Raw genomic sequence first — 26496 nt, 5'->3', positions numbered from 1 at the left:
CGCGGGTAATCTGTAGCAGGTGAGCGCGCTGACGTGACTCGCCTGCCATCCCTGCCTTGTCGTTATCATCCCTTTGTGTAAGAACAGCCTGGCACTGACCGGGCTTTTTCGTGCGTGGATCGATGCCGTCTCTGATGAATTAGCCTGGGCATTGATCATGCCTGCGGAAACGGTGGGATCATGGAGCAGTCCCTGCTCCGCTGTTCAGTCCCTTATAAGCCGGTATCAGGAGCCACGATGGCTGTTCTGGCCCCCTTTCTTACCGGCTTCTGAGGCTTTTTCACGATCGTTTTTGAAATTGCCGCCGCTGTTCTGGCCGCCTTTTTTACCGGCTTCAGAAGCTTTCTCTTTATCTTCCGCGAAATTACCTGATCCGCCACGATGTTCAGTCATAATATTTCCTCTTCAGGTTAAAGTTGTCTGCTTCTTTGCTTCACCATTTGCATGGCACTGTTAAGGTTATAACGCGCCTGTTAATCTGCAAGCGTGGCGGATAAAACATTCGCCGCTTTGTTTAGCGCTTTTAATACTGCCGCGCAACCGCAACGGAGGGCGGAAAATAAAAGCGAAAAACAACAAGATAATCACCATAAAACTCGCTTCTCTTGTTTAAATGCGACTGCTTTCATTCGTCAAAAAATTAACAAGAGGTTACATTTAGGCGTGTAGAACGGCAATTTTCAGGCAAAATAAATACTCAGCCTTAGGCTGACATCCCTTCACGGTTAAAAGACAATCTGTTTACGCACCACCACGTGCTCCCGCAGCATCCCACTCAACCTTTTGCCAGCCTCAGAAAACGACGCTACCACGTCTGACGCCTGCCCTGTAATACCGTGCTCTGCCATTAAGCTTTACCTGTGGGCGTCGGCCACGTGTTAACGGCCTTATTGATCAGGGGCACACTAACGCTGCCTGGAAATAAAAGAGAGTGGTCTGTCGTCAGGAGCAGGTAATGTATTTCAGTCATCCGTCAGCGGCAACAGCGCGCGCTCAGGAAAAGCCACGGCGATTGTGAATATTCATTACTCATCGCGCTCTAAATAAAACCCTGCGCCTAAAAAAGGCTCCCCGTGCCTGTCGCGCGAGTGAATATACCGCTTTATTTACTCGCCTGGCTGTTTAAAAAGACGACCTCCCGTTTCGTCGGTTAAAACATAACAGGACGCCCCCAACGCCAGCTATGAAAATAGTGGCATTCACTGACATCAAAAAATGCTATCGCGCCCTGTGTGTTGATAAGCGGATTGAGCGTTTCTGTTGGGTAAAAAAAGAAAATGGGATCGTTGCGTGGCAGCATGAATATGTCGCCGTCAGGCCGACAGGCTATAAAAAAGTTAAGATTCGTCTTAAAAAAATCGGGCAGTAAAGCTGTACATGGAATGAAACTTTCGTACAAATTTAATGCTAATAATCCTCACTTTCAAAGAATAAAAAACCTTTCAAGACGAAGCGGTATTAAAAAAACAGTTTTTTATTTTTTTCCATTGTATTGTTTCGCATTGGAATTATCAGAAACCATCGACCAAAATGAGGCTTTCCACTGTTAATGATGAAATGAGAGAGGACAGACCCATGGTCAAATATCGTGGCGGCGCAGGAAATTTTGCAGCAAACCCCGAGAGAGCCTCTGAAGCGGGTCGGAAAGGCGGCAAAAACAGTAGCGGAAACTTCAGGAACAACCCCGAGCGTGCAGTAGAGGCGGGCCGTAAAGGGGGAAAAGTCAGCCGTCGTACGGGCTAGTTCCCTTTGCGATTTCGCCCGTCTGCCTTTGCCGCGCTGGCGAGCATCTCTTTATACCTCCATCGAAACGCGCAACGCCAGAAAGGCCGCTTATCTTCCTGGCGCTGGCGCACATCTGATTTTTATAAACAGGAGTTTTTATGTTGTCATCCGACACGCTTTGTGCGCTCACAGGCGCCTCCCTGACCAATGTACGACGCTGGCAACGGTATGGACTTGTTGCTGTAGATCCCGTGACAGACTACTGGACAGAAGCCCAGCTCGAAGAAATCCGCGAAGTCATGTCAGCCAATGCCCACGGCGCAACGGCGCAGGAAATACACGATGGCCGCAGGCAATCAGAGGGCGTAATGACGTATGGCTGGCCCGCCCGCCGTGGCGAAATCCTGACCAGCCTGGAGTTTGGTTCAGACAGGCAGTTGATCCGGGTTATCCGTAGCCTGAGTCGTGACTTTGCCGGTGACGATTTTGTCCGGTCTTTAATGCGTCCACTCTGCAGTTGGCTGCGCGAGGACCAGCGTCGTGGCGCTGCGCGCAGGCTTGCCCGCTTTGAACATGTCACGGAGCATCATCACGCCTGTGTGACCCGCGCTGCCTCTCGCTCGGCCAGCGTACCGCTGTTGCTTGAGATTGCAGGTGAAGTACAGAACACGGATGTGCTGCTTGAGGCCATCCGGTTAACGGCACAGGGCTTTAGTGTGGATGTCTGCGTGGACACCTCTGTGCCGCTGCCAGCTCATCAGCGTAAGTCTTACGATCACCATCTGATCTGGCAGGCCAGCCAAATCAGCGTTCAGTAGCCGGTTCGCGTTAATGCTGCCCTTCCCCTCTTCATTCCGCAAACAGGTTAGCGTTTTCCCTTCACTCCGCGTGGCTGCGGTATGTTCTCCGGCGCTTTCCCTTGCGTTCTGACACTCCCCTTGCGTGCTGTTCTGGTGTGGATATGCGTGACCCCAGCCTTACAGTAAACGCACTCATTTGTCCTTCAATCCTGACGTTTTATGAAAGACCGTGGACTAACGCGGGCCATAGCATGGCGGTGATTGCGCCGGACAGGTTAGTTCCGGGCCGCCTTTTCCGGTTACGCATCCCCGGCGGTGCACGCCCCCAGTGATGCGCCCCATACAACTCAATGCCACTGGCGGCGCACAATGCGGTGGCGACGCGATTCTGCGCCCGCTGCGTACCGCTTCTCTCAGAGGGCGCACACGTTCTGTGAATACCGGGCTAACGACGTGTGGCAGAGCCGGCCAGTGCGCTTTCAGGCTGAACGCGTTCGAGCCTGACAGGGGTGCTTTTATAGGCCGGTATACCACTTTTGGTATCATGGCTGTCCAGCGGTACCAGTACGTTCGCTTCCGGATAATAGGCTGCGACCGAACCATAGGCCATATCGTGCACCACGATGGTCAGCTTATCCATGCGCCTTGAAGTCGGGTTGCCGTCCGGGTCCAGGGCGATGACGTTGACCTGCTCGCCGACGCGTAACTGCCGTTTTTCGGCCTCATCCGAGTTGATAAACAGCACATCCCGGCGTCCTGTTACGCCCCGGTAGCGATCGTTCAGACCATAGAGCGTTGTATTGTATTGGTCGTGGCTGCGCAATGTCGTCAGCACCAGATCGTGGCAGGTCAGTGAGCGTGGATCTTCATTGATGCCCGCCATCACCAGGAACTGCGCTTTTCCTGACGGCGTGTGCCAGATGCGCTCGGATGCGCCATTGGGCAGGCGAAAACCACCCGGTTGTTGAATGCGTTGATTATAATTTTCGAAGCCCGGAAACACCGCTTCAATGGCCTGGCGGATATTACTGTAATCACGCGTCATCTTGTCCCAGTCGACAACCGTATCAGGCAATGTGGCTTTCGCCAGGCTGGCCACCAGCAGCGGCTCTGACTTCAGGTGCGGCGAGGCGGGATCGAGCGTGCCTCGTGAAGCATGTACCATCGACATGGAATCCTCAACCGTGACACTTTGCGCACCCGAGGGTTGCTCATCCACCTCCGTGCGTCCCAGTACCGGAAAAAGATAACTGTGCTTTGCCATCAACAGATGTGAACGGTTCAACTTCGTCGCCATATGCACCACCAAATCCAGATTGCGCATGGCAGGAAAGGTGACCTGTGGGTCAGACATGGCTTCAGCCAGGTTGCCGCCAAGGCACAGCAGCGCTTTAGCACTGCCGTCACGGATGGCGCGAATTGCCTCAACCGCGCCGTGACCGTGTTGTCTGGGCGGCGTAAAGCCAAACACTTTTTCCAGACTGTTCAGCAGACTGTCAGACGGGATTTCGGTAATCCCAACCGTGCGATCACCCTGAACATTGGAGTGGCCGCGCAGCGGACAAATGCCAGCCCCCTTTTTGCCCATGTTGCCGCGCATCAGCAACAGATTCGCGATTTGCTGTACATTTTGTGTTCCGTACTGATGTTGTGTAATGCCCATGCCGTAGCAAATAATGGTGCGATCCGCCTCCGCATACAGCCGGGCAAGATGCTGAATCTCTTCACGCTCCATCCCTGAAACTTTCAGAATGTGCGCCCAACTGGTCGCCTCCAGATCGGCCTTCAGCGCCTCGAAGCCCTCAGTGTGTTCATGAATAAAGGCCTCATCCAGCACACCCGGTTCGCCCTGTTCTCTGGCCGTCGCATCCATGGCGAGCAGGAATTTCATCATCCCTTTCAACATGGCCGCGTCACCGCCTACGCGCACTTTATAATAGGTTGACGCCAGCTTGGTTGAGCCCATCGACAGCATCTCAATCGGGCTTTGCGGTGAGGTAAACCGCTCCAGCCCGCGTTCGCGTAACGGATTAATCGCAACAATCGTCGCACCACGTTTTGACACCTCTCTGAGCGTGCCCAACATGCGCGGATGGTTGGTGCCCGGGTTATGACCAATACATAAGACAAGGTCGCAATGGTCAAAGTCATCCAGCTCGACGGTGCCCTTTCCTACGCCGATGGATTCCGGCAACCCCACACTGGTCGGTTCGTGGCACATGTTGGAACAGTCTGGGAAGTTATTGGTACCGTATTCGCGGGCAAACAACTGCCAGAGAAAAGCGGCTTCATTCGATGCGCGGCCAGAGGTATAAAACTCAACCATGTTCGGATCGCTATAGCTGCGCAGCCGCTCACCTATTTCACGAAAGGCCGTTTCCCATGCGATGGGCTGATAGGTATCGCTGGCCGCATCATATTTCATCGGATGGGTCAGCCTCCCTTCGCCTTCCAGATCCAACGCGCTGCGCGCCCACAAATCGCTGACCTTGTTAGCCGCGAAAAAATCGGGCGTGGCACGCTTACTGGTGGCTTCCCACGACACCGCTTTGGCCCCGTTTTCGCAAAACTCAAAAGAAGACGTATGCTGCGGATCAGGCCAGGCGCAGCCGGGGCAATCAAAGCCCTGGGGCTGGTTCACCCTGAACAGGGCAATGACGTCCTGTTTCACCGCCATTTGTCCCCGAATCGCATCCGCTACAGCTTTTAATGCGCCCCAGCCACCCGCTGAGCCGCCATACGGTTTGACCCCAAAAGTACGATTCGTTTCTTTCATTTTTATCCCAACCTGTATCAATGACTTTTGCTTAAGCCTGGTGCAGGATTGGGAACACGCCTGTTAAGCAGGGCGCAAAGCCTGATTTAATTTTTGCAAAATGTTACCTCGCTGCGGTTAATTGCAGCCTATGCGCTTTTTGTGTCCCAACGGCGTTACCCACCGTGTTTCGCTTAAAAGGCAGAATTTTAAATTACGCGTAAATAGCGAGCCGGCGTCACCTTTCATTTGCATAATCATGGGCAGGCAGCGCCCGCCAAATAGCGGGAAAATGACGACGAAAAATCATATCCACTCGCGTCGCGTGATATTCATTTATCCGTTCTGCTTATTTCTGGCTGGCCATTGACGCTTCTGGCGGTTTATATTTCTCCGGTGAGTCACGCTAACGGCCTGTTCGCTTACCCTTTCAGTTCTGACTTTACAGCAGCATCCTGTAGAGGTTCTTTTTTTACTGGCGCCCCAGACATCATCATAGGCATAGCCGGTCAGCGCTTTGATCACCTCACGGGTTTCGGCATCACAGTCTTTAGGTGAACCGCCCAGCTTACGGCGTGCGACTTCTTTAATCAGCAATTTGTGGCTGCGCTGGGTCAGTTTGAACTGGAACGTCAGCCAGAAACTCACGGCCAGAAGCGCGCATGTCACGCCTGCCATCAGCAGGACAATGGCGGTGATTGCGCTATCAGGCTGAGCGCCGTTCCCCTTGGCAAACCCGCTTTCCTGGAGCACCACGCCAATAATAAAGATGGCAATCGCGACCGAACTTTTGCGCGTAAGCACCATGACGCCCGCGAAGATGCCTTCCCGGCGCTGACGGGTTACCATTTCATCAATATCGGGAATGAAGCTGTAAATATTCCACGGAATATAATACAGCCCCGCGCGCGCTATCCCCATAAACAGGAAGGCGGCGCTAAATAACAGCACGGGTACATGCCACTGCCAGAGATAAACGGCATACAGAAAAAGCAGCACGACGGCAATAGATATATAAGAGAGTCTCAAGGCGTTAGAGGGCGTCATAGAAAATCTGCCCAGCAACAGCATAAATAAAAAGGTGCCGGGGATAGACATAAACATCATATTACTCAGAAGCAGCGAGGCTAATGAGGCATCCTGTTTTAACCCATAAATAACGAAATAGGTAAAAACGGCAAGAAACACATCCATCGCTGTGAACGAGCAGATATAAATGAGCAGATGCTGACGAAACGCCCGAATTTTAAATGACGAGGCGAGATCCACAAACATGTGTTTCACATGCGAAAGAAAATGACGCGCGGGTGCCGGTGGCTTTTGAACCTCGTCTGCATCCTGAATATCTTTCGCTTCCCAGGTGGTATACCAGGTAATAAATACCGCGACGCAGTAAATCACTGAGAAAATCACGCCCGTGAGTGTATAGGTGATGGCGTTGTCTTTGCCCGTGTACGTCATGATGACGCCCGGTACCGAGACCGCGAGAAAACTTCCCAGCGAGGAAAACATCATCCGCACGCCGGAAAGGCGAGTGCGTTCACTGAAACGGTTGGTCATTTCTGACGACAGGGTTTCCCACGGCACCAGCACCATGGCAGATAACAATTCGATGGTGAGATAGGTGCCAAGATAATACCAGTAGTTCATATCCGTGACCCATAATGCGCCGTACAGCAGCATCAGAGGCGAGGAAATTAACAAGAAGAAACGACGACGGCCGAATTTGCGCCCGGCCCAGGTATGGCCGAAATTATCCGTGATGTAACCCATGATCGGACTCAGTACGGAATCAATCACCCTGGCGATGGCGAAGATGGATCCGGCTTCCAGCACCGATAACCCGCAGTAGGTGGTATAAAAAAACAGTAACCAGGCACCTATCACTGCAAAGGCACCGCCCCCAAATAAGTCGGTAATGCCGTAGCCTGTTGCTACGCCATACCCGACGCGACGTTCAGTCGGTTTAACCATTTATCTGCTTCCTGTTCTGGTCGGTGTTTTATAACGGCAAGCCAGTGCCTGCCGTCGCTGTTATCAACAGAATTGGAAAAGAATGGGCGTGCGGGCTGACTACACCGCGTTAGCTAACATTTGGGCTTTGATACACAGTTCAGCCGCTTTAAACGCATGTTCCTGCGTCATGGCGTGCTCGGTGCGATGCAGACAGTCGGTGATCAACTGGCCAAAGAACGGGAAACCCACCGTGCCCGCCACGCTGTAGCGAAACTCACCGTCCTGATTCACCAGGTAAACCACATCCTGCTCGTCACGCGTGAGATCGGTATACTTGCGAATTTCGATGTAACCGTCGGTTCCGAGCAGCGTCATTCGCCCGTCGCCCCAGGTCGATAAGCCTTCCGGGGTGAACCAGTCACAGCGAAAATAGCCGGTTGCGCCATTTTCCCCTGCCAGCATCGCCTCGCCGAAATCTTCAAACTGCGGATGGTGCGGATGGTGAAAATTGCGCACCTGACTGGCAACCACACGGGCCTGACTATTGCCGGTGTAATAGAGAAACTGCTCGATCTGGTGGCTGCCGATATCGCACAAAATGCCGCCAAAGTAGCGACGTTGATAGAACCAGTCCGGACGGCCGGTTCCTTCGCGATGCGGGCCCGTGCCAAGGGTTTGCACCACCCGACCAATCGCGCCCTGTTCCACCAGCTGTCCCGCGAAAACCGCGCTCTCAACGTGCAGACGCTCGCTATAGTACACCGCATATTTGCGGCCGGTTCTGGCGCACATGGCTTTGGCATCGTCCAGCTGTTCCAGGCTGGTGAGTGGGGCTTTATCGGTGAAGTAATCTTTCCCGGCCGCCATGACTTTCAGTCCCAGCGCACAGCGTTCCGAGGGAATGGCCGCCCCTGCCACCAGCCGCACCTGTGTGTCAGCGAGAATCGTGTCCAGGGAATCCGCCGCCTGAGCCTGCGGAAACTGTTGCAGGAACCTGTCGACTTTGGTCGCATCCGGGTCATAAACCCATTTCAGCGTCGCCCCGGCTTCAGTCAGGCCATTGCACATCGCATAGATATGCCCATGATCCAGCCCGGCGGCAGCGATAATAAACTCGCCTGGGTTCACAACCGGCTGGGGTTTGCCTTTCGGCGCGTAGTTCATGCCATCCTTTTGATTCATGGTGTTGTCCTCACGCAAAGTTTTTGCCTAACGGGATCGCATCCTCATCCGCGAAATTTTCCACGGAGGCCTGTTTTTCATAAAAGTGCGGTGCGCTGGCAATCAGGCCACCGGTACGGTAGAAGGTGTCGTTGCTGGCAATCGGCAGCGTGACGGTGGTATGGGTTATAGCCGATTTGTAGATGGCGGTGATTAACGCCAGGGATTGCTTGCCCTGCTCACCGTCTACCAGCGGCGCACGCTGCTGCTCAATGGCCGAGAAAAAGTCATCCACCTGACCGGCATGCAGTGTCCATGTCAAGGGCGGGATCTGCGCATACAGCTGGTCCAGTTCGTTTTCCAGCGCGATATGATGATCCTGTTCCGGAAAGCCGTTTTCCGCCGCCTGATAAGCAACGGGTTGCCAGGGCGCAGAGAGCCGCGCTTTCTCGCCCTGTAAAATGATTTTTTGATCTTCACCGTGATGCACCACCGAGGCCGTCAGCTGTGCCAGCGTGCCGTTCGGGTAACGGAAAATAGCGGCACTGAGATCTTCGACCTCCGCATTGTCATGAGCGACATTGCTCATCATGGCGACCACGTCCGTCGGTGCGCCGAGCATCCATTGCAGCGCATCGATGTGGTGCACAGCATGATTGAGCGTGCAGCCCCCACCTTCTTTTTCCCACGTCCCGCGCCACCACAGGTCGTAGTAGGCATGACCGCGCCACCACAATGAATCAACCTGGGCGTGACAAATCTTTCCTGCCAGGCCGGAATCCACCGCCGCTTTTAACCGCCAGAAGGCATCGGTAAAGCGGTTCTGCGCCACCACGGAGAGCACTTTGCCGCTGGCCTTTTGCGCCGCGATCATGGCATCGCACTCTTCAAGCGATGCCGCCATCGGCTTCTCGCACAGCACATGTTTGCCTGCCTGTAGCGCCGCTATCGTATTCTCGGCATGCACATAAGGCGGCGTGCAGACATCCACCACATCGATATCTGCGCCATCCGCCAGCATGGCGAGATGATCGCTGTACACGCGTACATCCTTCAGGCCGTAACGCTGCAATTTATCGCGGGCTTTGTCCGGGTACACATCCACTACCGCCACAATTTTGCCGCGTTCGGGAAACTGCAAAAACGCCTGAATATGTAAATTGGCAATATTACCCATACCTACTATCGCAATTTTTAACATGCCACTTCTCCGTCTTTGACCGTCGCTGTCGTCTTTGCGAGGAACATAGAAAAGCGGCTGTCGTGGGACAAACTGTTTTTGTGAGAATGTTCGCAGAGCGGCAAGGTAGTTTGTGAACAGCATGTAAAACCGCATTACTATCAAGCCACTACGGCTGCAAAAAATTGCAAAAATTGATTGGGACGGGGATCACACTATGGCGGGCAAGCTCAGGATGGACGAAATTTCGGCAAAAACCGGGTACTCTGTCAGTACCGTTTCGCGCGTACTGAGCGGCAAGGCCTATACCAGTGAAAAAGCCCGTAATGCGATTGTGCGCTGTGCACGTCAACTGGGTGTGTTGCACGACATGGTCAGCAGCCGCCTGTTAATTAACGGTCTGGTGGTCTTTGCGCCCGCCCGGACCTTTGCGCCGCGCGGCGATCACTTCTATCTGGAAGTGACGCGCGGGATTGCCGAAGCCTGTGCCAGCCATGATGTGCACATCAGTTACTGCCCACTGGAGGAACAGCGTGCCGATGTGAAACTGTTTCTGGAGAAGGCGGGCGCAAAAAGCAACGATGCGATCATCATCATCGGCACCGACGATCAGGCGATATTCAGCCTGGCAGCCTCGCTGAATAAACCCTGCGTCCTGATAAATTCCCGCGATAAAGACATGAAACTGGATGCGGTCTCCCCCGATCACCATGCGATTGGGTTCAGCGCCATGCAGCACCTGTTTGAGCAAGGGCACCGCCGGGTTTTGACCGTCACCTGTCTGCGCCGTGAAACGCTGTTTCTGCGGCTGGAGGGAATTAAAGACGCGTACCGCCATTTTCACCTGCCCTTTAGCGCGCAGAAGGACCTGATTGTGGTTGAAGCCTATTCTGAGCATGAAACCGAAGCCGCCCTGAATGGCTGGCTGGACGAACATCCGCGTGAGGAGTGGCCCGATGTGATAGTGCCGGTGGGCAAAGGGATTATTACCGGTGTTCAGACTGTGCTGGCGGCACGTTCCTTGCGTATTCCCGAAGATATCTCACTGATGACGACCGATCTGGCAAGTCAGCTGGCGGGCGCGGCCGGCAGGCCGGTGACAGGCTTTGCCGTCCCGTGTCGGGAGCTGGGCTACGAAGCCATCCAGCTTCTGCAGAACCGTCTGAACCGGCCCCATGCGCCCGTGTATAATCTGCTGTTGCAGGCAAAACTGATCGACCACGGCACGGTCGCCAATGCCACACGCCATGCGGCGCGGGAGGAAATACGGGACGAGCAGACACCGGTTTGAACAGAGGGATGCGGGTTTGCAGCGGGCAAGTCATCTGTTGCAGGCCCCACTCAACGCTAGCATTTGTGACTAGCCGGCTGACACGGGCACTATTGCGGTAGTGCATGCGCAAAGAATTTAACCCCATCAGGCCAGGCGCCCCGATGGCCTGAAAAGGCGGCAGCGGCGTGACCGATCGTCATATTTCGGCTGCCTGCCTGGGTGATATCCGGACCGTCAGCGCGTAATCTTGCCAGCGAGATGCGTGACGGCCTGACAACCGCGATATGACCCGGTCTGTGCTGATCGGGGCTTTCATAGGCGACCACCACCAGCATGCCTTTATTCGCCAGCTGCTGAGCGTGCCACGCATCGCTGACCCTGATCCAGCCTGACTGACGCCCTTCACTACTGTCAAACCAGCGTGTTTGTGCGCTCGCCAGGAAAATCTGGCTGTGCTGAGGCGGCCTGAGCATATAGACGCCCAGGCGTGCGCCTACCGCCGCCGCAAACGCGCTGCAGTGCGTATGATTACCGGGACCAGAATAGGTATCCGGTCTGTCAGGCTTGCCCGTTTCCCAGTTGACGTGATGATGATTCAGCCATAAATGCTCCACGTCCGCATGGTCAAGCACGGCAAGAATCTTTTGCGCGTTGGGCGTGAGCGCGCCGCAACAGGGCGCATCCTGCGGCGGCACGGACTGGACGTTGCCAGCCGGAACCGGGCTGGCGACAGCCGACAGGGACGGGAAGAGAAAAGCCGCACTCGCAAAGACGGCCAACGCATATCTGCTCAGTGATGGTTTCATAGTGACCTGACTGTATAGAATTAAGGTTCGGCATTGAAGGGGCTCCTTGAGGAAGCGCGCGCACCCCTTCGTCCGCCATTCCGTGCGGTGAAGCGCCGGAACCCATCGCGCCTGCCTGCACCTTTATTTTACACCTCTGCCACATCTTCAGGGTTGGGTTTCTGCATGACGAATTGAGCTCTGCCTCCCGGGTATCCCGCCTGAAGCGGCGAACAGCCTGCATGTTTCTGTCATCGCACACCCGGTCGTGGCGTGCCTCGGTGACGTGACACGTCAGGCGGATTTCAACTTACTCCGGTAGGGATTTTTTGCAAGGATCACGTTCTGTAAGAACCGCAAGGTCACCACGGAGAATCTGTGGTGACCCCTGCCCGTTCAGAGCCTGCGCCCGTTTTCAGCAGCACAGGCGTTTGTGTTGATTTTCAAAAACTCTGCCAGTTGGTCTCCGCTGCAGCGGGAACAATATTGCTGACAGGGCGCGTCATGGCGGGCGGAGCTATCGCGCTTTTCACTTCCTTAAGCGCGTCAGGTCCTGCACGCTGGATAACAAACGTGGCAACCAGGCGGTTTAATGCTGAGGCCTGTTCCATTAATGAACGCGACGCAGAGGATGCTTCTTCCACCAGGGCCGCATTTTGCTGCGTCACATCATCCATTTGATTGACGGCCAGATGGACCTGGCTAATTCCCTGAGACTGTTCCTGGGCGGCGACAGAGATTTCATCGACCAAATCGGTAACCTGCCGGACGGCATCGTTCATTTTGTGCATATTTGTACCCACCCCTTCAGCCTGTACCGCACCGGCTTCCACAAAGCCTATTGACGATTCAATCAGCGCTTTAATCTCGCGGGCTGATGATGACGAACGCTGCGCCAGGTTGCGCACCTCGCCAGCCACGACCGCAAAACCACGGCCCTGCTCACCTGCCCGTGCGGCTTCGACCGCCGCATTCAGGGCAAGGATATTGGTCTGAAAGGCAATCCCCTCAATGAGAGAAATAATGTCGGTAATTTTGGCCGAGCTTTCGCGTATATCGCCCATCGTCGTCAGCATTGTTTTCACCCGATCTGCGCTGTCTTCTGAAATCTCGCGCGCATTTTTCGCTAACTGGCTGGCCAGTCGGGTATTTTCTGCCGTCTGACGCACCGTTTCACTCAGCTCTGACATACTGGCAGCCGTTTGCTCAAGTGATGCCGCCTGCTCTTCAGTCCTTGCCGATAAATCCTCGTTACCCGCTGACATTTGCGATGACGCTGTACTGACAGACTGCGCGGCACTTTCCACAGCGTTCAGTGACAGCGACACAGTCTGAATCAGATGATTAAACGCTTTTGCCGTCAGGCCGATTTCATCAGAGCGTGTGTCATCTGCTTTGAGAGTGAGATCGAGGTTTTCGCTGGCCTGCTCCATCGTCAGGCGCATGGCATTCAGCTGGCGGCGAATGGCTAAAATTGTCTTAACGGTAAAAAACCCCAGCAGCAAAATAGCGGCGGCTGAGCCGGTGATCAGGGTTAACAGTGTATGGTGATAGGTTCTGTCGTTTTCTCTGCTGAGCGCATTGGCGAGATCGGTATTGAGCTGAAGTTGCTGCTGATAATTCGCAATGAGCTGTCGGGCTTCGGCGCCAATCCCTGTTGTCCCCTGCAACATTCCCAGAGACACAGCATCATTCTGAGCACGTGAGGCGGCCAGAAAGGCCGGCAGGTCGCGTTCTATTTTATTAATCATCGTAAACGCCTTTTCCGTCATTTGCCTGTCTTGCTCGTTGGACGTGTCCTCTGCAAGGTAGTGCTGATTAAGCGCACGAATATGTTTGATTGTGTCGTTGACTTCTTTTTCGATGACAGCCTGCCTGGCCAGGTCAGTCACGCTCTGATGATGATAAAGGGCGATGATGACGGCATTACTGCCTTCAATCATCTTTGAAATACCGGTGATTGACGGGACCGTATTTTCGTTAACGTATTTGAAGCGGGTCTGAAACCCTTGCGACACGCTGACAGATACGACAACCATAGCGACCAGCGCTGCGGAAAGCAGCGAAAACGTGAACAAAAGACGCTGAGTTATAGTCATTGTTTTTACCTGGTAAAAGAGAAAAGAAATACGTCTGATATGATTCAGAAAAGAGGCGACATACAGACAGTCAAATAAAATATCGGCGCCATAAAAAAATAATCAAACGGAGTTCCCGCTCTGTTTACACGCCATTTATACATACCTCCCTCCTGAAAAAACAACTCACTGAAAGGCCTCAGTTATTTTTGCAACGCTGTTTTCTAAAAATTTAATGCCGCGCATTTAAAACGTAATAACACCCCTTTTTCTGTGCCTGACGTTAAGCCCCCGCCTTTATCATTCATTCTTCCTGTTAAAAGGGAAAAACCATCAAGAAAATTAAAGCAGTATTTTAAATGACATATTTAAATATTTTTTCTTTACGCGGGAGCGCTGTTCTGTAAGGGGGGGAATCCTGCATCGCGTCCTCACATTGCAGAGCGGCGTCCTGCTGCTTTCTGATGCGACAGCCAGCCTCACTACACGAAAACGCCATAAAAATACTGTTAAAACAAAAATTATGGCAAAATCGCGTGGCGACACGTGCCATTAAACCGTTATCCTGTCGTTTTCAATACGGGGACATTTTACGTCATCAGCCACGCTGAATGCCTGTACAGTGATGAACCGGCAACGCATAAAACCCTATTTTTAATTTATCCTTAAGCGATAACTCATTACTTGTAGCCATAAAAAAAGCCCGGCATGCCGGGCTAACAAAAATCAATAAACTGCCACCTTTAGGCCGACACTGTATAGCGCAGCGCAGAAAGTGTAGTTGAGCGCCGCATTATTACTGTAGGGAATACCATAAGAGATGTAATCAGATGTTATTTTTTCGCAAAACTCAATTAAGCGCCACACTATTTTAATAGCCTTATATCATTTTTCTCTTTTCTGCAATGCTGTGTCATTGCAGCCATATAAACGCTTTGCTGCTGTCTGCTTTTTTAAACGGCATCGTGAACATGAGGTTATTTTTTACGACGCAGGCGCGGGACATATTTACGTTAACAGAAAAGTGTCTCACAGGCGGCTTTTGCCATCAGCCGGTCTGCGCGCATCAGAAAGCCCTGACAGGGGCTGCGCCTCACCGGGCGTTGATTTTCGCAGCCAGGCGCATCCTGTTAGTCACCCGTGTCATGCTGATAATGACTCGCTGTCAGCTGAGACAGTGAGGATATCCCCCTCAACATTCATGACGTTGCGTCAGATAACAGGGTTCATCCGGTTACTGCACCGCCCGCCCGGATGGCCCGGCGGGCGGTGTTCTGTCAGACCTGAAATGCCTCCACCATGTTACGCAGCGCATGCGCCTGTTCTGACAACGAATGGGAGGCAGAGGATGACTCCTCGACCAGGGCTGCATTGTTCTGCGTTACGCCATCCATCTGGCTCACCGCGATGCTGACCTGCGAAATGCCCTGCATTTGCTCAGAGGAAGCCAGAGAAATATTATCCATAGCCTCAGCCAGCTCGTTCACCCTCCCCACAATGTTAACAATGCTCTGTCCGGTCGTAGATGCCACCGTGGTGCCGTTTTCTACCTGACCTACCGCCTCTTCAATCAGCAGTTTGATATCGCGCGCAGCCGTAGCGCTGCGCAAGCGTTCTGACTTCACCGGCCACTACCGCAAATCCCCGGCCCTCTTCGCCTGCGCGTGCCGCTTCAACCGCAGCATTGAGCGCCAGAATATTGGTCTGGAAAGCGATGCCTTCAATGACGGTCGTAATATCACGCACTTTCGTTGCGCTCATGGATATGTCCTGCATGGTATCGACCATCCGCTGCACATCCTCTTCGCCGCCTCGGGCAAGACGGGCGGTTTCGCGGGCAGATTCGGCGGTCTGCCGTGCGCCGCTGGTGTTGCTTTTCACCGTGGCCGTCAGCTGCTCCATGCTGGCGGCCGTTTCCTGTAAAGCTGCCGCCTGCTGTTCTGTGCGGGAAGAAAGCTCGGCATTCCCCCTGGAAATTTCATCGGCGGCTAACGCGACAGCGTTCGACGTATCCCGGATATTCGCGACCATGTTGCGCAGGTTGGCCTGCATGGCATGAAGGGAAGCCAGCAGGCTGGTCGTGTCGTTGCGACGAAGTGTGACAGGTGACGTTAAATTTCCGGACGCAATCGATGCTGCCAGCGCCTGTGCCTGCGCCGGTTCGCCGCCCAGCTGGCGCATCAGCGTACGGATAATGATAACGCAGGCCATCACAGCAACAACCAGAGACAAAAAGACCATTATCGCCATCAGACTGGCCGTACGTGACGCTGACTCTCTGGCATCAGAAACCGTTTTTTGACTCACCTCCATCTGAATCTCGGAAAGCCGATCCAGGGCGTCCAGCATTTTCCGCTGTACCGGCCGTACCGTTTTCAGCAGGTAATCAATTGTGGCCGCCTGGTCGCTTTGCATCGCCTTCTGGCCTGCCATGGTGATCAGGTTCAGCGCCTGGTCATCTTTAGCGAGCAGGTTCTCCAGGGCATTTTTCCCTTCGGCTGATACATTCTGCGACATGCTGCTGACCAGTTTTTCGCGTTTCGCCAGGTAGTTCGCTTTCTGGTTCTGCACCCGCTCCCACTCGGTTTGCTTCTCTTTTGCATCGCTCAGTAAGGCAATATTTCTTACCGCAACGGACATATCCCGGGCAGCACTGCGCATATCCTGGATCAGATTGTACCGATACATTTTATTGTTGACGGCATTATCCATGTCGTCCCGTGCCTGCCAGAGTGCGTGAAGCGCAATGCCTGTGCAGAGCACAAAAAGCAGGATGAGCAGACTGAAGCCTGCAGCGAGACGTGTGGCAATTTTCATGGTGTTTTCCCCGATAATGTTGCTACTGCTGTGTGTAGTCCGATTTTGCTGAATACATTTGCCGGAAAGATCTCTGCAAATGAAAATGTGTGTTTCCTTCACCTGTCAGTAACGGCTGACAGGGAAATCTATATAGATGACAAAATGGAATTCGGGTGGGACAGAGCGGACAGAAAGCAAAGCCAATACGGCAAAGTCGCGCATAGCGCGGCTGGGAGGGCGAAAACTTATTTTTCAGAATATTGTTAGTAAACATGTCACGATAAAACGCGGCGTATCAGACATCTCCCGACACAGGGGGATCATGCTGTTCGAATGCGATCTCCCGCTTCTGTGAACAGCAGTGTGTTACGTTGACGGCAACGCCCGAAGGCCAGACGTAACCTCATGAATTCTGTACGGGCGGAGGCGGTTCTGTGCCCGGTTTGCGATGAGCATCGACACGGTCAGGATGATTCATCGGGTCCCTTTCGGAAATGCCTGTGACGCGATGTTGTCCGTTGTTCAGACGGGGAAGATGCCGTAAAACGCTTTTCCATTCCCCCGTTAACCCGTCTTACCTGCCGCCAGAAAGCATGGCAACGGCTATTCTGCCGGGGAGACTGAATGGACGGGTGTGCCCCGGCGATCCCAGCGGCGGGCCATCCACCACAGCAGTGCCGTGATGCACCAGCCAATACACCACGACACATCGTTACCGGCAAACAGCCAGGTGAGTGAACCATGGTGAAGTGGATTGTCGATAAACGGCAGTTGTACCAGCACACCCAGGACATAAACGGTAATCCCCACCCTGTTCCAGCGGCCATAACGTCCGTCTGGCTGTGACAGCGCAGGAATATCCACTTTGCCCTGGGTGATCACATAAAAATCGATCAGGCTAATCGCGCTCCATGGCACGAAAAACGCCAGTAAAAACAACAGAAAATGGGTGAACGTTTTCAGAAAAGCAGGTTCACTCAGCAATGCAATCACACAGGCCACACTGACCATCAGGACCACAAACAGAATGCGTGCACTCCGACCCATTGCGGATTGCTGGCGGAAACCCGAGACAATAGTGGTCAGTGCCATAAAACTGCCGTAAGCGTTCAGGGTGGTGAACGTGATTTTGCCGAAGCAGATAGCGAAATAGATCACCATCGCCATCGTGGGCGTACTGCCCAGGCTGATAATATAGCCAACCTCATTGCCCGCAAACGCCTTTCCGGCCAGCGCCGCGACAATCACACCCAGCGTCATGGACGCCTGCGTCCCCGTTACGGTGCCGAAAAACACTGACCAGAACAACGTTTTCGCGGAGACATTCGCAGGCAAATAGCGCGAATAGTCGGAGACATAAGGGCAAAATGCGATCTGCCATGAGGAGGAGAGCGACACCGCCAACAGGAAATGAGCCAGCGTGAAGTGCTGATTCTGCCAGACAGGCGTTAAGTCATGCGTTACCACCAATGTGATAAACAGATAAGCAAAAGCCAGTACACCAACAAGGCTGGCCAGTTTGCCAAGCTGATGGATCACCCGGTAACCCAGCACCGCAATGACGATGATTATCGCGCTAAACAGGATCATGCCCGTCGCATGGCTGACATGCACCAGCTTAGCCAGCGCCTGGCCGGCCAGCACGGTACCGCTGGCCGAAAAACCGACGTACATCATGCATACCAGCAGCAGCGGAATGACCGCCCCATAGACGCCGAACTGCATGCGGCTGGTGATCATTTGCGGTAAACCCAGGCGCGGCCCCTGAACCGCATGTAATGACATGATGCCTGCGCCCAGGATCTGTCCGACCAGTAATCCCACCAGTGACCAGACCACATCGCCCCCCAACACCACCGCCAGCGCACCCGTAACTATCGCGGTGATTTGCAGATTTCCGCCAAACCACAGTGTGAACTGGCTAAAAGGATGACCATGTCGCTCCCGCAGTGGGATGTAATCAATGGAACGGCTTTCAGAGAGGCGCGGTTTCTCAACGCCTGAATAACCTGCTGCAGATGTTTCGGCTGGCATCATTTCCTCACTGGGCAGTGTATGGGGTGCGTTGCTGTTTACGTCCGGCGGACGCCAACGCAGGGTGACAGTACATGTATAGACAGGCAAGGATAGTGTCATGCTCACGCTGAAGTGACAAGGCCATGCGTCATTGGAAAATGTGATGAGGCCTGTTCGGCAAAATGTGCGCACGAAAAAGCAAAACTGCTTATTTCTGATACGATTTAAACGTAGCCGTAAAAATTAATGTCCTTTTTGCTACGAACGCAAACACAGCAAATTTAACCTACATAATGAGACAATAATGAAAATATCCACACGCCTTATTGCAGGTTTTGGCCTGCTTATTCTTTTGTTCATCCTGTGCACCGGGATCGCCCAACAGGCCCTGCATCATGCCCGTGAAGGCATGGACGATACCGTCAACATCAAGATGAAAAAGTATCAGTTAGCGCAATCCATGTACGGTGAAGTCAGAGATATGGGCATTGCCGTCAGGAATATCGCGCTGCTCAGCGACACCCAGGCGATGCAGCCTGAAGTCACGCGGATTCAGAAACAGAAAGCGCTCTTTATTGCTAACCGTCAGGCGCTCGGCGCTATCCTGGCAACCGACTGTACGCCGGCGGGTCGTGAGGCTTTCAAAAGAATTACCGACAGCGAAGGACCAACGTTTGCCGCCCTGGAGCAGGCAACCAAGCTCGGGCTGGCCAATCTTGATAAAGAAACCACGGACTATCTGTTAAAGGACGTGCGTCCTGTTCAGACTAAGTTACTGAATGCTCTGCGCGATATGACAGAGATTCAGGAGAAAAACAGCCAGGCTGCTGTGCAACAAAACAGCCATTCTACTGCCCGCGCCTCGCTGATTCTGATGCTACTGGCCACCGCTTCTGTGATTGTCGCGGTCGGTGCCTGTGCGGTCACTATCAGCGTGCTGATGCGCCAGCTGGGCGGTGAACCGGCACAGGCGCAGGCGCTGGCCGCCTCCATCGCAGCCGGCGATCTGACCGCCACCGTGTCACTGCGCCGCAAGGACACCACCAGCCTGCTGGCCTCCCTTGACGTCATGCAAGCCAGGCTCCGTGCGCTGGTTTCCCAGATTAAAGAGGCTTCGGCCTCCGTTGCGCTGGCTGCCGATGAAATCGCGCAGGGCAATACCGAACTGTCCTCACGTACCGAACAGCAGGCGGCGGCTTTGCAGGAGACGGCTGCCAGCATGGAGCAGCTGACGGCCACGGTGAAAAGCAATACGGCCGGTGCACAGCAGACGGCCGATTCGGCACGTGAAACCGCACAGCTTGCCCGCACGGGCGAATCTGACATGCAGCGCATGACGCACACCATGCATGACATTTCGGTCAGCGCCACTAAAGTGCGCAACATCACCGCCGTGATCGAAAGCATTGCCTTTCAGACCAATATCCTGGCCCTGAACGCGGCTGTTGAGGCGGCCCGTGCCGGCGAGGAAGGACGCGGTTTCGCCGTGGTCGCGGGCGAAGTGCGCACGCTGGCCCAGCGCAGCGCTACGGCAGCACGTGACATTAAAACGCTGATAGAACAGGCCGTTGAACAGGTGGAAAGCGGCGTGACGGTTGCCTCCTCAACCGGTCAGAGCATCCTGAAAATCGTTGGAATGGTCGGCGAACTGGCTGACGCCATGGATAATATCTCTCTGGCCTCCTCCGAGCAGATGCAGGGCATTTCACAGGTCTGTATCGCGGTGAGCCAGATGGATGGCGTGACGCAGAACAATGCCGCACTCGTTGAAGAATCGTCTTCGGCGTCACGCTCACTGTCGGAACAGGCGCATGCGCTGCGCGGCATGGTCGCGGCATTCCAGGTGTAAAAAAGGCGGCAACCGCCGCCAGAGAGCAATAAATTCGGCACAAACCTCCAGGGACAGGCGGGCGTCGTCATGACAAAGCCTGTCCCTGGCGGACTGTCGACAGCGGCAGTTTTCTTGCTCAATCATGCTGTGCGCCAGGAACGCCACCGCCCCGCACGCAGCGGTGCCGCTGTCCGTCCCTGAGACCGGTGTGTCAATGCAGTCCAGACGTCGCGCCCGCCTGTGGCTGAGCGCCACACTTTCCTTGCCCCACGCCCGTTTGCCCCACACGGGTGAGCCAGCCTCCTGCCTCAATACAGACGTGAGAACCCCTGGCGTCAGCGCGAGTCCGTCTCAGTCAGCGTTGCCCTGACATGCGGCAGGCTCTGCGGGTAGTTCTGCTGAATAAATTCGATCATTTTTTCCCGCACGTAGCAGCGCAAATCCCAGGCGGTGGGCGAATTTTGTGCCGTCATTAATAACCTGATTGTCATGGTTTTTTCGGAGGTGTCGGTGACCTGAAGCACCTGGGTTTGCTGATCCCAGAGTTTGGTTTCACTGAGCACTTTCTCGAAATGCTGACGCAGCGGCTCAAGCGGCAGGGAGTAATCCACATACAGAAACACCGAGCCCAGGATTTGCGCGTTGTTGCGCGTCCAGTTCTGGAAGGCGTTTTCCGTGAAATAGGTAATCGGCAGCACCAGCCGACGGAGATCCCAGATACGCACGACCACATACGTCAGATTGATCTCCTCTATCCAGCCCCACTCTTTTTCCACCACAACAGCGTCATCAATTTTGATCGGCTGGGTAAAGGCAATCTGAATACCGGCAAACAGGTTAACCAGCGACTTTTGCAGCGCAAAACCGATGATGATGCCTGCGACGCCCGCACCGGCCAGGATGGTCGTGCCGAATTTACGCACGCCGGGAAAGCTGAGCAAAATCATCGACAGACTCAGCGAGACCAGGATCACGATGGCCACTTTTTTCACATAAATTAACTGCGTGCGAATCTTACGGGCACGCAGATTGTTCGACAGATTGATATCGTAGCGAATGAAAAGCATATCCTGCGCCACATTGGTCAACCGAATCAAAATGGAACAAATCGATAAAATGATAAAGATATTGGCGGTGGAGGTGATAAACGCCACGGTTTCAGGACGCAGATCGATGTAGTTAATGCCGATATTGATCAACACCAAGGGGATAAACAGAAACAGCGAACCGCGCAGGTGCTTTTCCAGTGATTTGAACAGTTTTCGGTCCCGGTTCTGCCAGAAGCGGATGAACCTGAGAAAAATAAACCGGGCCAGAAAGCCCACGATAAATGAAAGCGTGACGAGCAATACAGCAGGTATCCATGTTGGCGCACCCGATAACTCCCCAATAAGTAATGGCATCATTTCCCCTTATAGTCCGTCAGCAACCTGAGTTGTCGGATAAGTCACTAAAATCAGTAACCGTTGTGTTCCCGGTTATCTACGAATGAAGTCATTGCGCACATTAGTTTATGAAATTTTTTAACAATTGACTGACCTGTCGGTAAAAAAGCCCTGCCAGCATGCATATGGCCCGAGACAGCCGAATGCAATTAACTGTTATTTATAGCATTTTTATTCTTTCGCGAAGCAGCGGATCGCCGTTCTGTGTGGGGATGTTTATGTCAGCGCAAGCCCTGACAGCCGACGGCCAGGCAGGCATACGCGACTGCCGCCGTTGACAGTACCGCGCCAGGATGCGCGGTGCGGCTGGCAAAACGGGAGAAGAAATCTGTCCCGCTGTGCCGTCGGTGTTGCGGAAAAGGCGCCGGTGGGCGGTATCGCTGAGAGGTCGCCCCCCTGCCTGACGAATGGCGCAGCCAACCCTTTAGTATGCCGGAAGAGATCGGTCTTAAAGAGAGCGAGTCCAGCCTTAGAGTCCCAGGCTGGCGAGCAAATCGTCCACGTCATCCTGCGAGGCTGACGGGCTCTCTGCTGGCTGTGCAGCAGCCGGTGGACTGGCCACTTTGGCCACGGGCTGTGCGGGCACGTTATCCCTCAGCACCTGAACCAGGTGGACTTCCAGCTCATTCAGCATTTTCGTCATGCGCTGGATAATCTGGCCGGTCAGGTCCTGGAAACCCTGAGCCATCATCACCGCCTGAAGTTGCTGACGGGTGAAACCGGTTAACTGCGGCACTGTGCCAAGCCATGTGCGCGTTTCTTCCGCCAGCGCCCGTGCCGCGGCCTCGTTTTCCGGTGTGATAGCCGTGCTGTTCCAGCGCGCCAGCAGACTTTCCGCCGTATCCTGTAGCGTTGTCTGCGCAGGCTGTGTCAGCTCCACGCAGCCCAGTACCTCACTGGCCGCATTTTCGGTCATGGTCACCACATAGCCCAGACGCGCGCGGGCATCCGGGATCCCGCCCGCGACCTCGGACAGGGTTTGATCGTAGCCCAGTTCACGTAGGCTGTTACGTAAATTACGCAGCATAAAACCTGCACGAATGATCAGTGTGCGCGTATCATCCGCAGATAAAGACAGTTTAAGTTCAGACATCGAAACGCCCTCCGTTCAGAGTTGTGATTAGATTATCGGCAGGCGCGGCCTGAAAATTAATTGCTGTGGTCATTATCTTTATGGCGCAGCGGATAAAGGACGTTGGGAGGCGGATTTACAGCGGAGACTGAGGCGCTTGTTGCACGGCCTGCCGGTTAAAACAGGCCGTACTGCTCACTATTTTTTCAGTAAGCGTGGCAGTTGATTATCCAGCTCCAGCAGGCAGGCATCCATCATCTTTTGCGTCACCTGCGTGACTTTGGCGTAATGGTTGGCCGTCCAGTCATTCAGCGGTGCGGTGACATGCGCGGGTTCACATTCCGCAACCACATAGGGACTCAGGATCGTGCCGCCTTCCGGACGTTTATAAAACAGGACCCGATACGTTAAATCGTAGTTACTGTTGCCGGACGACATATCGGTGTACACCAGCGACCATTTTGAGGCAGCAATGAACAAGGGTTGTGTGTAAGCATAACCCCCGCCATTTTTATTCAGCCATTGCTGGATTTTGACGTCGGCTTTGGGCGTGAAATACGCGGCGGTGGGTTCCGGCATGCTGTCAATATCACTGCCCTTGTAGTTATTCTTATCAAATGAACCCGTGCTGATGCCGCCCCCCAGCACGGCACTCAGTACCGCTATTCCCATTCCTGTCCCGGCTCGGGCCGGCGTGACCTGGCGCAGTTTAACATCCGCGTAGGTATTATTATTCATATCGGTAGGTGCGAAAATCGTGTTGACGGTTAGTGAACTGCCGTTCTCCGCCTTGATCAAATGCGTATTTTTATTCTCCGCACATCCCGTCAGAAAGAGTAAAGCCAGCGTGCCCGTAACGATAATTTTGTTCATCATGAATGCCATTCCCTTTATTCAGTCGCCCTAAATCGTTATTTTTTATGCAGTTATAATGATCACACTGCATTTATCTATAACGGGTATTCATGAAAAACCTTTAGGTATTTTTTATTAACCTTTTTTGACGCCCCGTAACCGGCTGTGTCGCTGCCAGCGCCAGGGAAAGACGGAAAGATAATGCAGCCTGTTGTGGCGCGGGCCCGGTTATCTGGCAGGATGCGCCTGGTCTGTCGCGCCCTGTCGTGATGTCTGTTCCCGCCTGCAACAAGGCGGTGAACAGCGTGTCACGCCCGGAGCTTACTGGCGCGGTGCCCGCAACCGTGCTGATCTGGTCAGATCCCCGCAGTGAACTGATGACGTTCGGCCTGCCGGTAAGCACGCCAGCGATCACCGCGCTGGCTATTAGCCGTTAGCCGCTGTGACCGGCATTAACTAACGCAGCGTGCGCGGGCTTGTCCTGCGCCTGGCGTGATTCGCCTACGGGCGGAAAATGGGTTACTATCCGCGCCCGCTTCCCTTTGAGGCTGCCTGATGTCTGCCCTGTTCGACGATTTTATTGCGCCGCCCTGCCATGAGGCGATCGCGATCCTCTATGAGGACGCGCACCTGCTGCTGATTAACAAACCCAGCGGGCTGCTGAGCCTGTCCGGCAGGCACCCGAAAAATCAGGACTCGGTCCATTTCCGGCTGGCAGCGCGCTTTCCCGGTTGTACCCTGGTTCACCGGCTTGATTTCGGCACCTCCGGGCTGATGGTCATTGCCCGTAATAAGGCGATCAATGCCGCCCTGTGCGCGCAGTTCAGTCAGCGAAGCGTCAGCAAAGTTTACACCGCGCTACTTTGCGGCCACGTTGAACATGATGAGGGAAGAGTGGATGCGCCGATTGCGAAGCAGTTTCCGTTGATGGCGATTTGCGCACGCACCGGCAAACCAGCGCGCTCGCGCTATCAGGTGTTGGCGCGTTTTACGTATGTCCCAGATGACGGGCCGTCTCTGCCGGTCACGCGAGTGCAATTACGTCCTGAAACCGGCCGCACTCACCAGCTGCGTATTCACTGTCAGTACCTGGGGCACCCTATTTTAGGCTGTGAGTGGTATGGTGGTCTGCCGCCGCACAGCGCACGGGCACCCAGACTGATGCTGCATGCCAGCGAGCTGCATTTTACCCATCCTGTCAGCGGAGACGCGATTCAGGCCCGTCATGACAGTCCGTTTTAGGGGTAAAACGCCACGCGGTTATTCTGCGCCCCCGCGACCAGGCGGAGGCGCTCTGAAGCGGCTGATGTCGCGTGGATTACCACATCAAATCGTCTGGCACTTTGAAATCGGCATAAGGATCGTCCTCTTCCTGCGCGTCCTGACTGAGTGCGCTGTTTAAGACAATGCTGTCGGGATCGCGCTGCGCGATCTTATCCGCGACGCTGGCCGGAATAATCGCGTAGTGCGGCTCGTCGCTGTTTTCTGCCATCAGACGGGCAATGGCCAGGCGACCGTTAATCAGTTGGGTCTGCACAGGTTTATCGACCATGATTTTTTTAATCAGGTTGTTATCCGTGAAGTTAAAACCGATCTCACCTTTTGCCACGACGATTCTGTTCATTTCAATTAACTGCTTCACCTGCGCTTTATACTCTTTCGCCAGCACCGCTTGTTTACGCTTTTCGCTGAGCTGCCTGTCCCGCTCGATCTGCGCTTTTTTGTTTTCTTCTACGGCTTCTCGCGCTTCGCGCGCCTGCACGCGTGATTTTTTCGCGGTTCTCTGGACCTTGTCCATTTTTTTACTGGTTACCAGTCCCGCTTTTAATAACTGCTCCTGAAGAGTGAGTTTTGTCATTGTCGTCTCTGCATCGGTGAAATTAGGGTGTAGAAGTGAGCCTGAAGCGTTACCGCCCCGCCTTTTTGCGTCGGCAGACAGGCGGAAAGCGCGAGGTCAGGTACGGATCTGCGGCGCGTGGCAGGCGGCGCGTCGTCATAACGGCGCTGCTGGCGGCGCATGACATCGCTCCGTGGGCATCGCCTTGTCGGCCAGGCCGTCGTCCCAGCGGGCCAGCGGCGTCATCGGGCATCAGACTTTGAGCATTTTGACGGTAGCGTCAATATCAATCTCATCTTCCGTGAAGATTAAGGTTGCGCCCTGAAAGGTCGTGATTGCCAGTTTTTTCAGGGTGCGCATCGCTTTCGTCTTTTCTGCTGATTTGGGTCGGATATTATTCATCAGTATTCCCACCGACAGCACCGTGTTTTCTTTATCAATCCCTGCATCCGCCGGGACGTCTTCACTGAAAACAACGTAAGACTTAATCGCGGTGAGTTTGATGCGCTCACCCGCAATATAAATGTATTTACTCTCCGGCAGGACTTTCACCGCAAACGCTGACAGCCCTTTATTATTCGTCGTAGGTTCGAACGTGACCGAGGCATCTTTTTTAATCAGGTCAGGATTGGCAACTTTGATGACATGAAAATAACGGTTATCGCCGTTTTCATCTTTAATAAAACCAAAGCCTTTATCCTGAAACCAGGTAGTAATTGTACCGTTCATCGCCATTGTCGCCTGTTTAATCGTTTATCACCTTAATTTTTGCAGCGCGCAGTGTAAAACACAATGCCCGTACGCACTACGTTTTTGGGCATCATTACGTCCGGTCCCGCCGTTTCAGCCTGCCCCGTCAGTGAGGATCTTCCCCACCACCCGGCCCGATGCCGTAAAGCGGCCGCAATTGAGCAAAAACCCCTTCTTT

The 26496-nt window shown here is 54.0% G+C and carries 20 protein-coding genes and 1 pseudogene; 6 read left to right on the top strand and 15 right to left on the bottom strand.

The genetic code is table 11. The annotated features are described in order from the left end of the window. Window positions 1-225: 225 nt before the first annotated feature. Window positions 226-393: a general stress protein gene (locus RAC65_RS01260; RefSeq protein WP_006119054.1), complete on the bottom strand. Its 168-nt coding sequence runs from the start codon at window positions 391-393 to the stop codon at window positions 226-228. 332 nt (window positions 394-725) lie between these two features. Beyond that, entirely contained in the window at window positions 726-848 is a 123-nt protein-coding gene (locus RAC65_RS01255) for a hypothetical protein (protein WP_269750921.1), read from the bottom strand. Between the two features lie 727 nt (window positions 849-1575). Here RAC65_RS01255 and RAC65_RS01250 point away from each other — a divergent pair. Together RAC65_RS01250 and RAC65_RS01245 are read left to right on the top strand one after the other, a co-directional pair. Then, window positions 1576-1743, top strand: a complete 168-nt coding sequence (locus tag RAC65_RS01250; protein WP_006119050.1) for a general stress protein — start codon at window positions 1576-1578, stop codon at window positions 1741-1743. A gap of 140 nt (window positions 1744-1883) precedes the next feature. Continuing rightward, on the top strand, window positions 1884-2543 hold the full coding sequence (locus RAC65_RS01245; protein ID WP_110267546.1) for a hypothetical protein: 660 nt from the start codon (window positions 1884-1886) through the stop codon (window positions 2541-2543). A gap of 427 nt (window positions 2544-2970) precedes the next feature. On the opposite strand, the gene RAC65_RS01240 is transcribed toward RAC65_RS01245, so the two are convergent. From RAC65_RS01240 to RAC65_RS01225, 4 genes are all read right to left on the bottom strand, one after another. Further along, window positions 2971-5301, bottom strand: coding sequence for an FdhF/YdeP family oxidoreductase (locus RAC65_RS01240; protein WP_367143069.1), 2331 nt, complete (start codon window positions 5299-5301; stop codon window positions 2971-2973). Between the two features lie 315 nt (window positions 5302-5616). Then, window positions 5617-7254 (bottom strand): MFS transporter, encoded by a 1638-nt coding sequence (locus RAC65_RS01235; protein ID WP_375096265.1) that lies wholly within the window; start codon window positions 7252-7254, stop codon window positions 5617-5619. Window positions 7255-7353: 99 nt separating this feature from the next. After that, window positions 7354-8418, bottom strand: coding sequence for a Gfo/Idh/MocA family protein (locus tag RAC65_RS01230; protein WP_054687783.1), 1065 nt, complete (start codon window positions 8416-8418; stop codon window positions 7354-7356). A gap of 10 nt (window positions 8419-8428) precedes the next feature. Beyond that, window positions 8429-9598 (bottom strand): Gfo/Idh/MocA family protein, encoded by a 1170-nt coding sequence (locus tag RAC65_RS01225; RefSeq protein WP_058709183.1) that lies wholly within the window; start codon window positions 9596-9598, stop codon window positions 8429-8431. 196 nt (window positions 9599-9794) lie between these two features. On the opposite strand from RAC65_RS01225, the gene RAC65_RS01220 reads away from it, so the two are divergent. Further along, entirely contained in the window at window positions 9795-10868 is a 1074-nt protein-coding gene (locus RAC65_RS01220; RefSeq protein WP_375096264.1) for a LacI family DNA-binding transcriptional regulator, read from the top strand. A gap of 89 nt (window positions 10869-10957) precedes the next feature. On the opposite strand, the gene RAC65_RS01215 is transcribed toward RAC65_RS01220, so the two are convergent. From RAC65_RS01215 to RAC65_RS01200, 4 genes and pseudogenes are all read right to left on the bottom strand, one after another. Then, on the bottom strand, window positions 10958-11656 hold the full coding sequence (locus RAC65_RS01215; RefSeq protein ID WP_110267549.1) for a hypothetical protein: 699 nt from the start codon (window positions 11654-11656) through the stop codon (window positions 10958-10960). A 422-nt stretch (window positions 11657-12078) separates the two neighbouring features. Continuing rightward, on the bottom strand, window positions 12079-13734 hold the full coding sequence (locus RAC65_RS01210) for a methyl-accepting chemotaxis protein (protein WP_375096263.1): 1656 nt from the start codon (window positions 13732-13734) through the stop codon (window positions 12079-12081). Window positions 13735-14990: 1256 nt separating this feature from the next. Next, window positions 14991-16530, bottom strand: a pseudogene (locus RAC65_RS01205) (methyl-accepting chemotaxis protein). Window positions 16531-17115: 585 nt separating this feature from the next. After that, complete coding sequence (locus RAC65_RS01200) at window positions 17116-18546, bottom strand: purine-cytosine permease family protein (protein ID WP_375096450.1); 1431 nt, start codon at window positions 18544-18546, stop codon at window positions 17116-17118. 286 nt (window positions 18547-18832) lie between these two features. Here RAC65_RS01200 and RAC65_RS01195 point away from each other — a divergent pair, with 286 nt between their 5' ends. Then, a complete protein-coding gene (locus tag RAC65_RS01195) occupies window positions 18833-20377 on the top strand; it encodes a methyl-accepting chemotaxis protein (protein WP_375096262.1) in 1545 nt (514 codons plus the stop codon). Window positions 20378-20694: 317 nt separating this feature from the next. Here RAC65_RS01195 and RAC65_RS01190 read toward each other — a convergent pair whose 3' ends face one another. The 3 genes from RAC65_RS01190 to RAC65_RS01180 form a co-directional block, all read right to left on the bottom strand. Beyond that, a complete protein-coding gene (locus RAC65_RS01190) occupies window positions 20695-21762 on the bottom strand; it encodes a mechanosensitive ion channel family protein (RefSeq protein ID WP_033741268.1) in 1068 nt (355 codons plus the stop codon). A gap of 511 nt (window positions 21763-22273) precedes the next feature. Then, window positions 22274-22897 carry a protein phosphatase CheZ gene (locus RAC65_RS01185; RefSeq protein ID WP_205958380.1) on the bottom strand — a complete coding sequence of 208 codons (624 nt, stop codon included), beginning with the start codon at window positions 22895-22897 and terminating at the stop codon, window positions 22274-22276. Window positions 22898-23074: 177 nt separating this feature from the next. Then, window positions 23075-23749, bottom strand: a complete 675-nt coding sequence (locus RAC65_RS01180; RefSeq protein WP_226374510.1) for a hypothetical protein — start codon at window positions 23747-23749, stop codon at window positions 23075-23077. 287 nt (window positions 23750-24036) lie between these two features. Here RAC65_RS01180 and RAC65_RS01175 point away from each other — a divergent pair, with 287 nt between their 5' ends. Continuing rightward, window positions 24037-24168, top strand: coding sequence for a hypothetical protein (locus RAC65_RS01175; RefSeq protein WP_263758101.1), 132 nt, complete (start codon window positions 24037-24039; stop codon window positions 24166-24168). Window positions 24169-24286: 118 nt separating this feature from the next. Continuing rightward, entirely contained in the window at window positions 24287-24973 is a 687-nt protein-coding gene (locus RAC65_RS01170; RefSeq protein WP_006119032.1) for an RluA family pseudouridine synthase, read from the top strand. Window positions 24974-25049: 76 nt separating this feature from the next. Here the strand turns inward: RAC65_RS01170 and RAC65_RS01165 are convergent, their stop codons facing one another. Beyond that, on the bottom strand, window positions 25050-25589 hold the full coding sequence (locus RAC65_RS01165) for a DUF2058 domain-containing protein (protein ID WP_054687792.1): 540 nt from the start codon (window positions 25587-25589) through the stop codon (window positions 25050-25052). A gap of 231 nt (window positions 25590-25820) precedes the next feature. Continuing rightward, on the bottom strand, window positions 25821-26303 hold the full coding sequence (locus tag RAC65_RS01160) for a cold-shock protein (protein ID WP_205953092.1): 483 nt from the start codon (window positions 26301-26303) through the stop codon (window positions 25821-25823). Window positions 26304-26496 lie beyond the last annotated feature (193 nt).

This window comes from Pantoea sp. BS_8, from assembly GCF_041954965.1.
Classification (GTDB): domain Bacteria; phylum Pseudomonadota; class Gammaproteobacteria; order Enterobacterales; family Enterobacteriaceae; genus Pantoea; species Pantoea stewartii.
This window is presented reverse-complemented; position numbering and strand designations above follow the sequence as displayed.

Excerpts from the sequence above, each read along its gene's own strand:
- RAC65_RS01260 (WP_006119054.1), bottom strand. The coding sequence starts at position 393 with ATGACTGAACATCGTGGCGGATCAGGTAATTTCGCGGAAGATAAAGAG.
- RAC65_RS01255 (WP_269750921.1), bottom strand. The coding sequence starts at position 848 with ATGGCAGAGCACGGTATTACAGGGCAGGCGTCAGACGTGGTAGCGTCG.
- RAC65_RS01250 (WP_006119050.1), top strand. The coding sequence starts at position 1,576 with ATGGTCAAATATCGTGGCGGCGCAGGAAATTTTGCAGCAAACCCCGAG.
- RAC65_RS01245 (WP_110267546.1), top strand. The coding sequence starts at position 1,884 with ATGTTGTCATCCGACACGCTTTGTGCGCTCACAGGCGCCTCCCTGACC.
- RAC65_RS01240 (WP_367143069.1), bottom strand. The coding sequence starts at position 5,301 with ATGAAAGAAACGAATCGTACTTTTGGGGTCAAACCGTATGGCGGCTCA.
- RAC65_RS01235 (WP_375096265.1), bottom strand. The coding sequence starts at position 7,254 with ATGGTTAAACCGACTGAACGTCGCGTCGGGTATGGCGTAGCAACAGGC.
- RAC65_RS01230 (WP_054687783.1), bottom strand. The coding sequence starts at position 8,418 with ATGAATCAAAAGGATGGCATGAACTACGCGCCGAAAGGCAAACCCCAG.
- RAC65_RS01225 (WP_058709183.1), bottom strand. The coding sequence starts at position 9,598 with ATGTTAAAAATTGCGATAGTAGGTATGGGTAATATTGCCAATTTACAT.
- RAC65_RS01220 (WP_375096264.1), top strand. The coding sequence starts at position 9,795 with ATGGCGGGCAAGCTCAGGATGGACGAAATTTCGGCAAAAACCGGGTAC.
- RAC65_RS01215 (WP_110267549.1), bottom strand. The coding sequence starts at position 11,656 with ATGAAACCATCACTGAGCAGATATGCGTTGGCCGTCTTTGCGAGTGCG.
- RAC65_RS01210 (WP_375096263.1), bottom strand. The coding sequence starts at position 13,734 with ATGACTATAACTCAGCGTCTTTTGTTCACGTTTTCGCTGCTTTCCGCA.
- RAC65_RS01200 (WP_375096450.1), bottom strand. The coding sequence starts at position 18,546 with ATGCCAGCCGAAACATCTGCAGCAGGTTATTCAGGCGTTGAGAAACCG.
- RAC65_RS01195 (WP_375096262.1), top strand. The coding sequence starts at position 18,833 with ATGAAAATATCCACACGCCTTATTGCAGGTTTTGGCCTGCTTATTCTT.
- RAC65_RS01190 (WP_033741268.1), bottom strand. The coding sequence starts at position 21,762 with ATGCCATTACTTATTGGGGAGTTATCGGGTGCGCCAACATGGATACCT.
- RAC65_RS01185 (WP_205958380.1), bottom strand. The coding sequence starts at position 22,897 with ATGTCTGAACTTAAACTGTCTTTATCTGCGGATGATACGCGCACACTG.
- RAC65_RS01180 (WP_226374510.1), bottom strand. The coding sequence starts at position 23,749 with ATGAACAAAATTATCGTTACGGGCACGCTGGCTTTACTCTTTCTGACG.
- RAC65_RS01170 (WP_006119032.1), top strand. The coding sequence starts at position 24,287 with ATGTCTGCCCTGTTCGACGATTTTATTGCGCCGCCCTGCCATGAGGCG.
- RAC65_RS01165 (WP_054687792.1), bottom strand. The coding sequence starts at position 25,589 with ATGACAAAACTCACTCTTCAGGAGCAGTTATTAAAAGCGGGACTGGTA.
- RAC65_RS01160 (WP_205953092.1), bottom strand. The coding sequence starts at position 26,303 with ATGGCGATGAACGGTACAATTACTACCTGGTTTCAGGATAAAGGCTTT.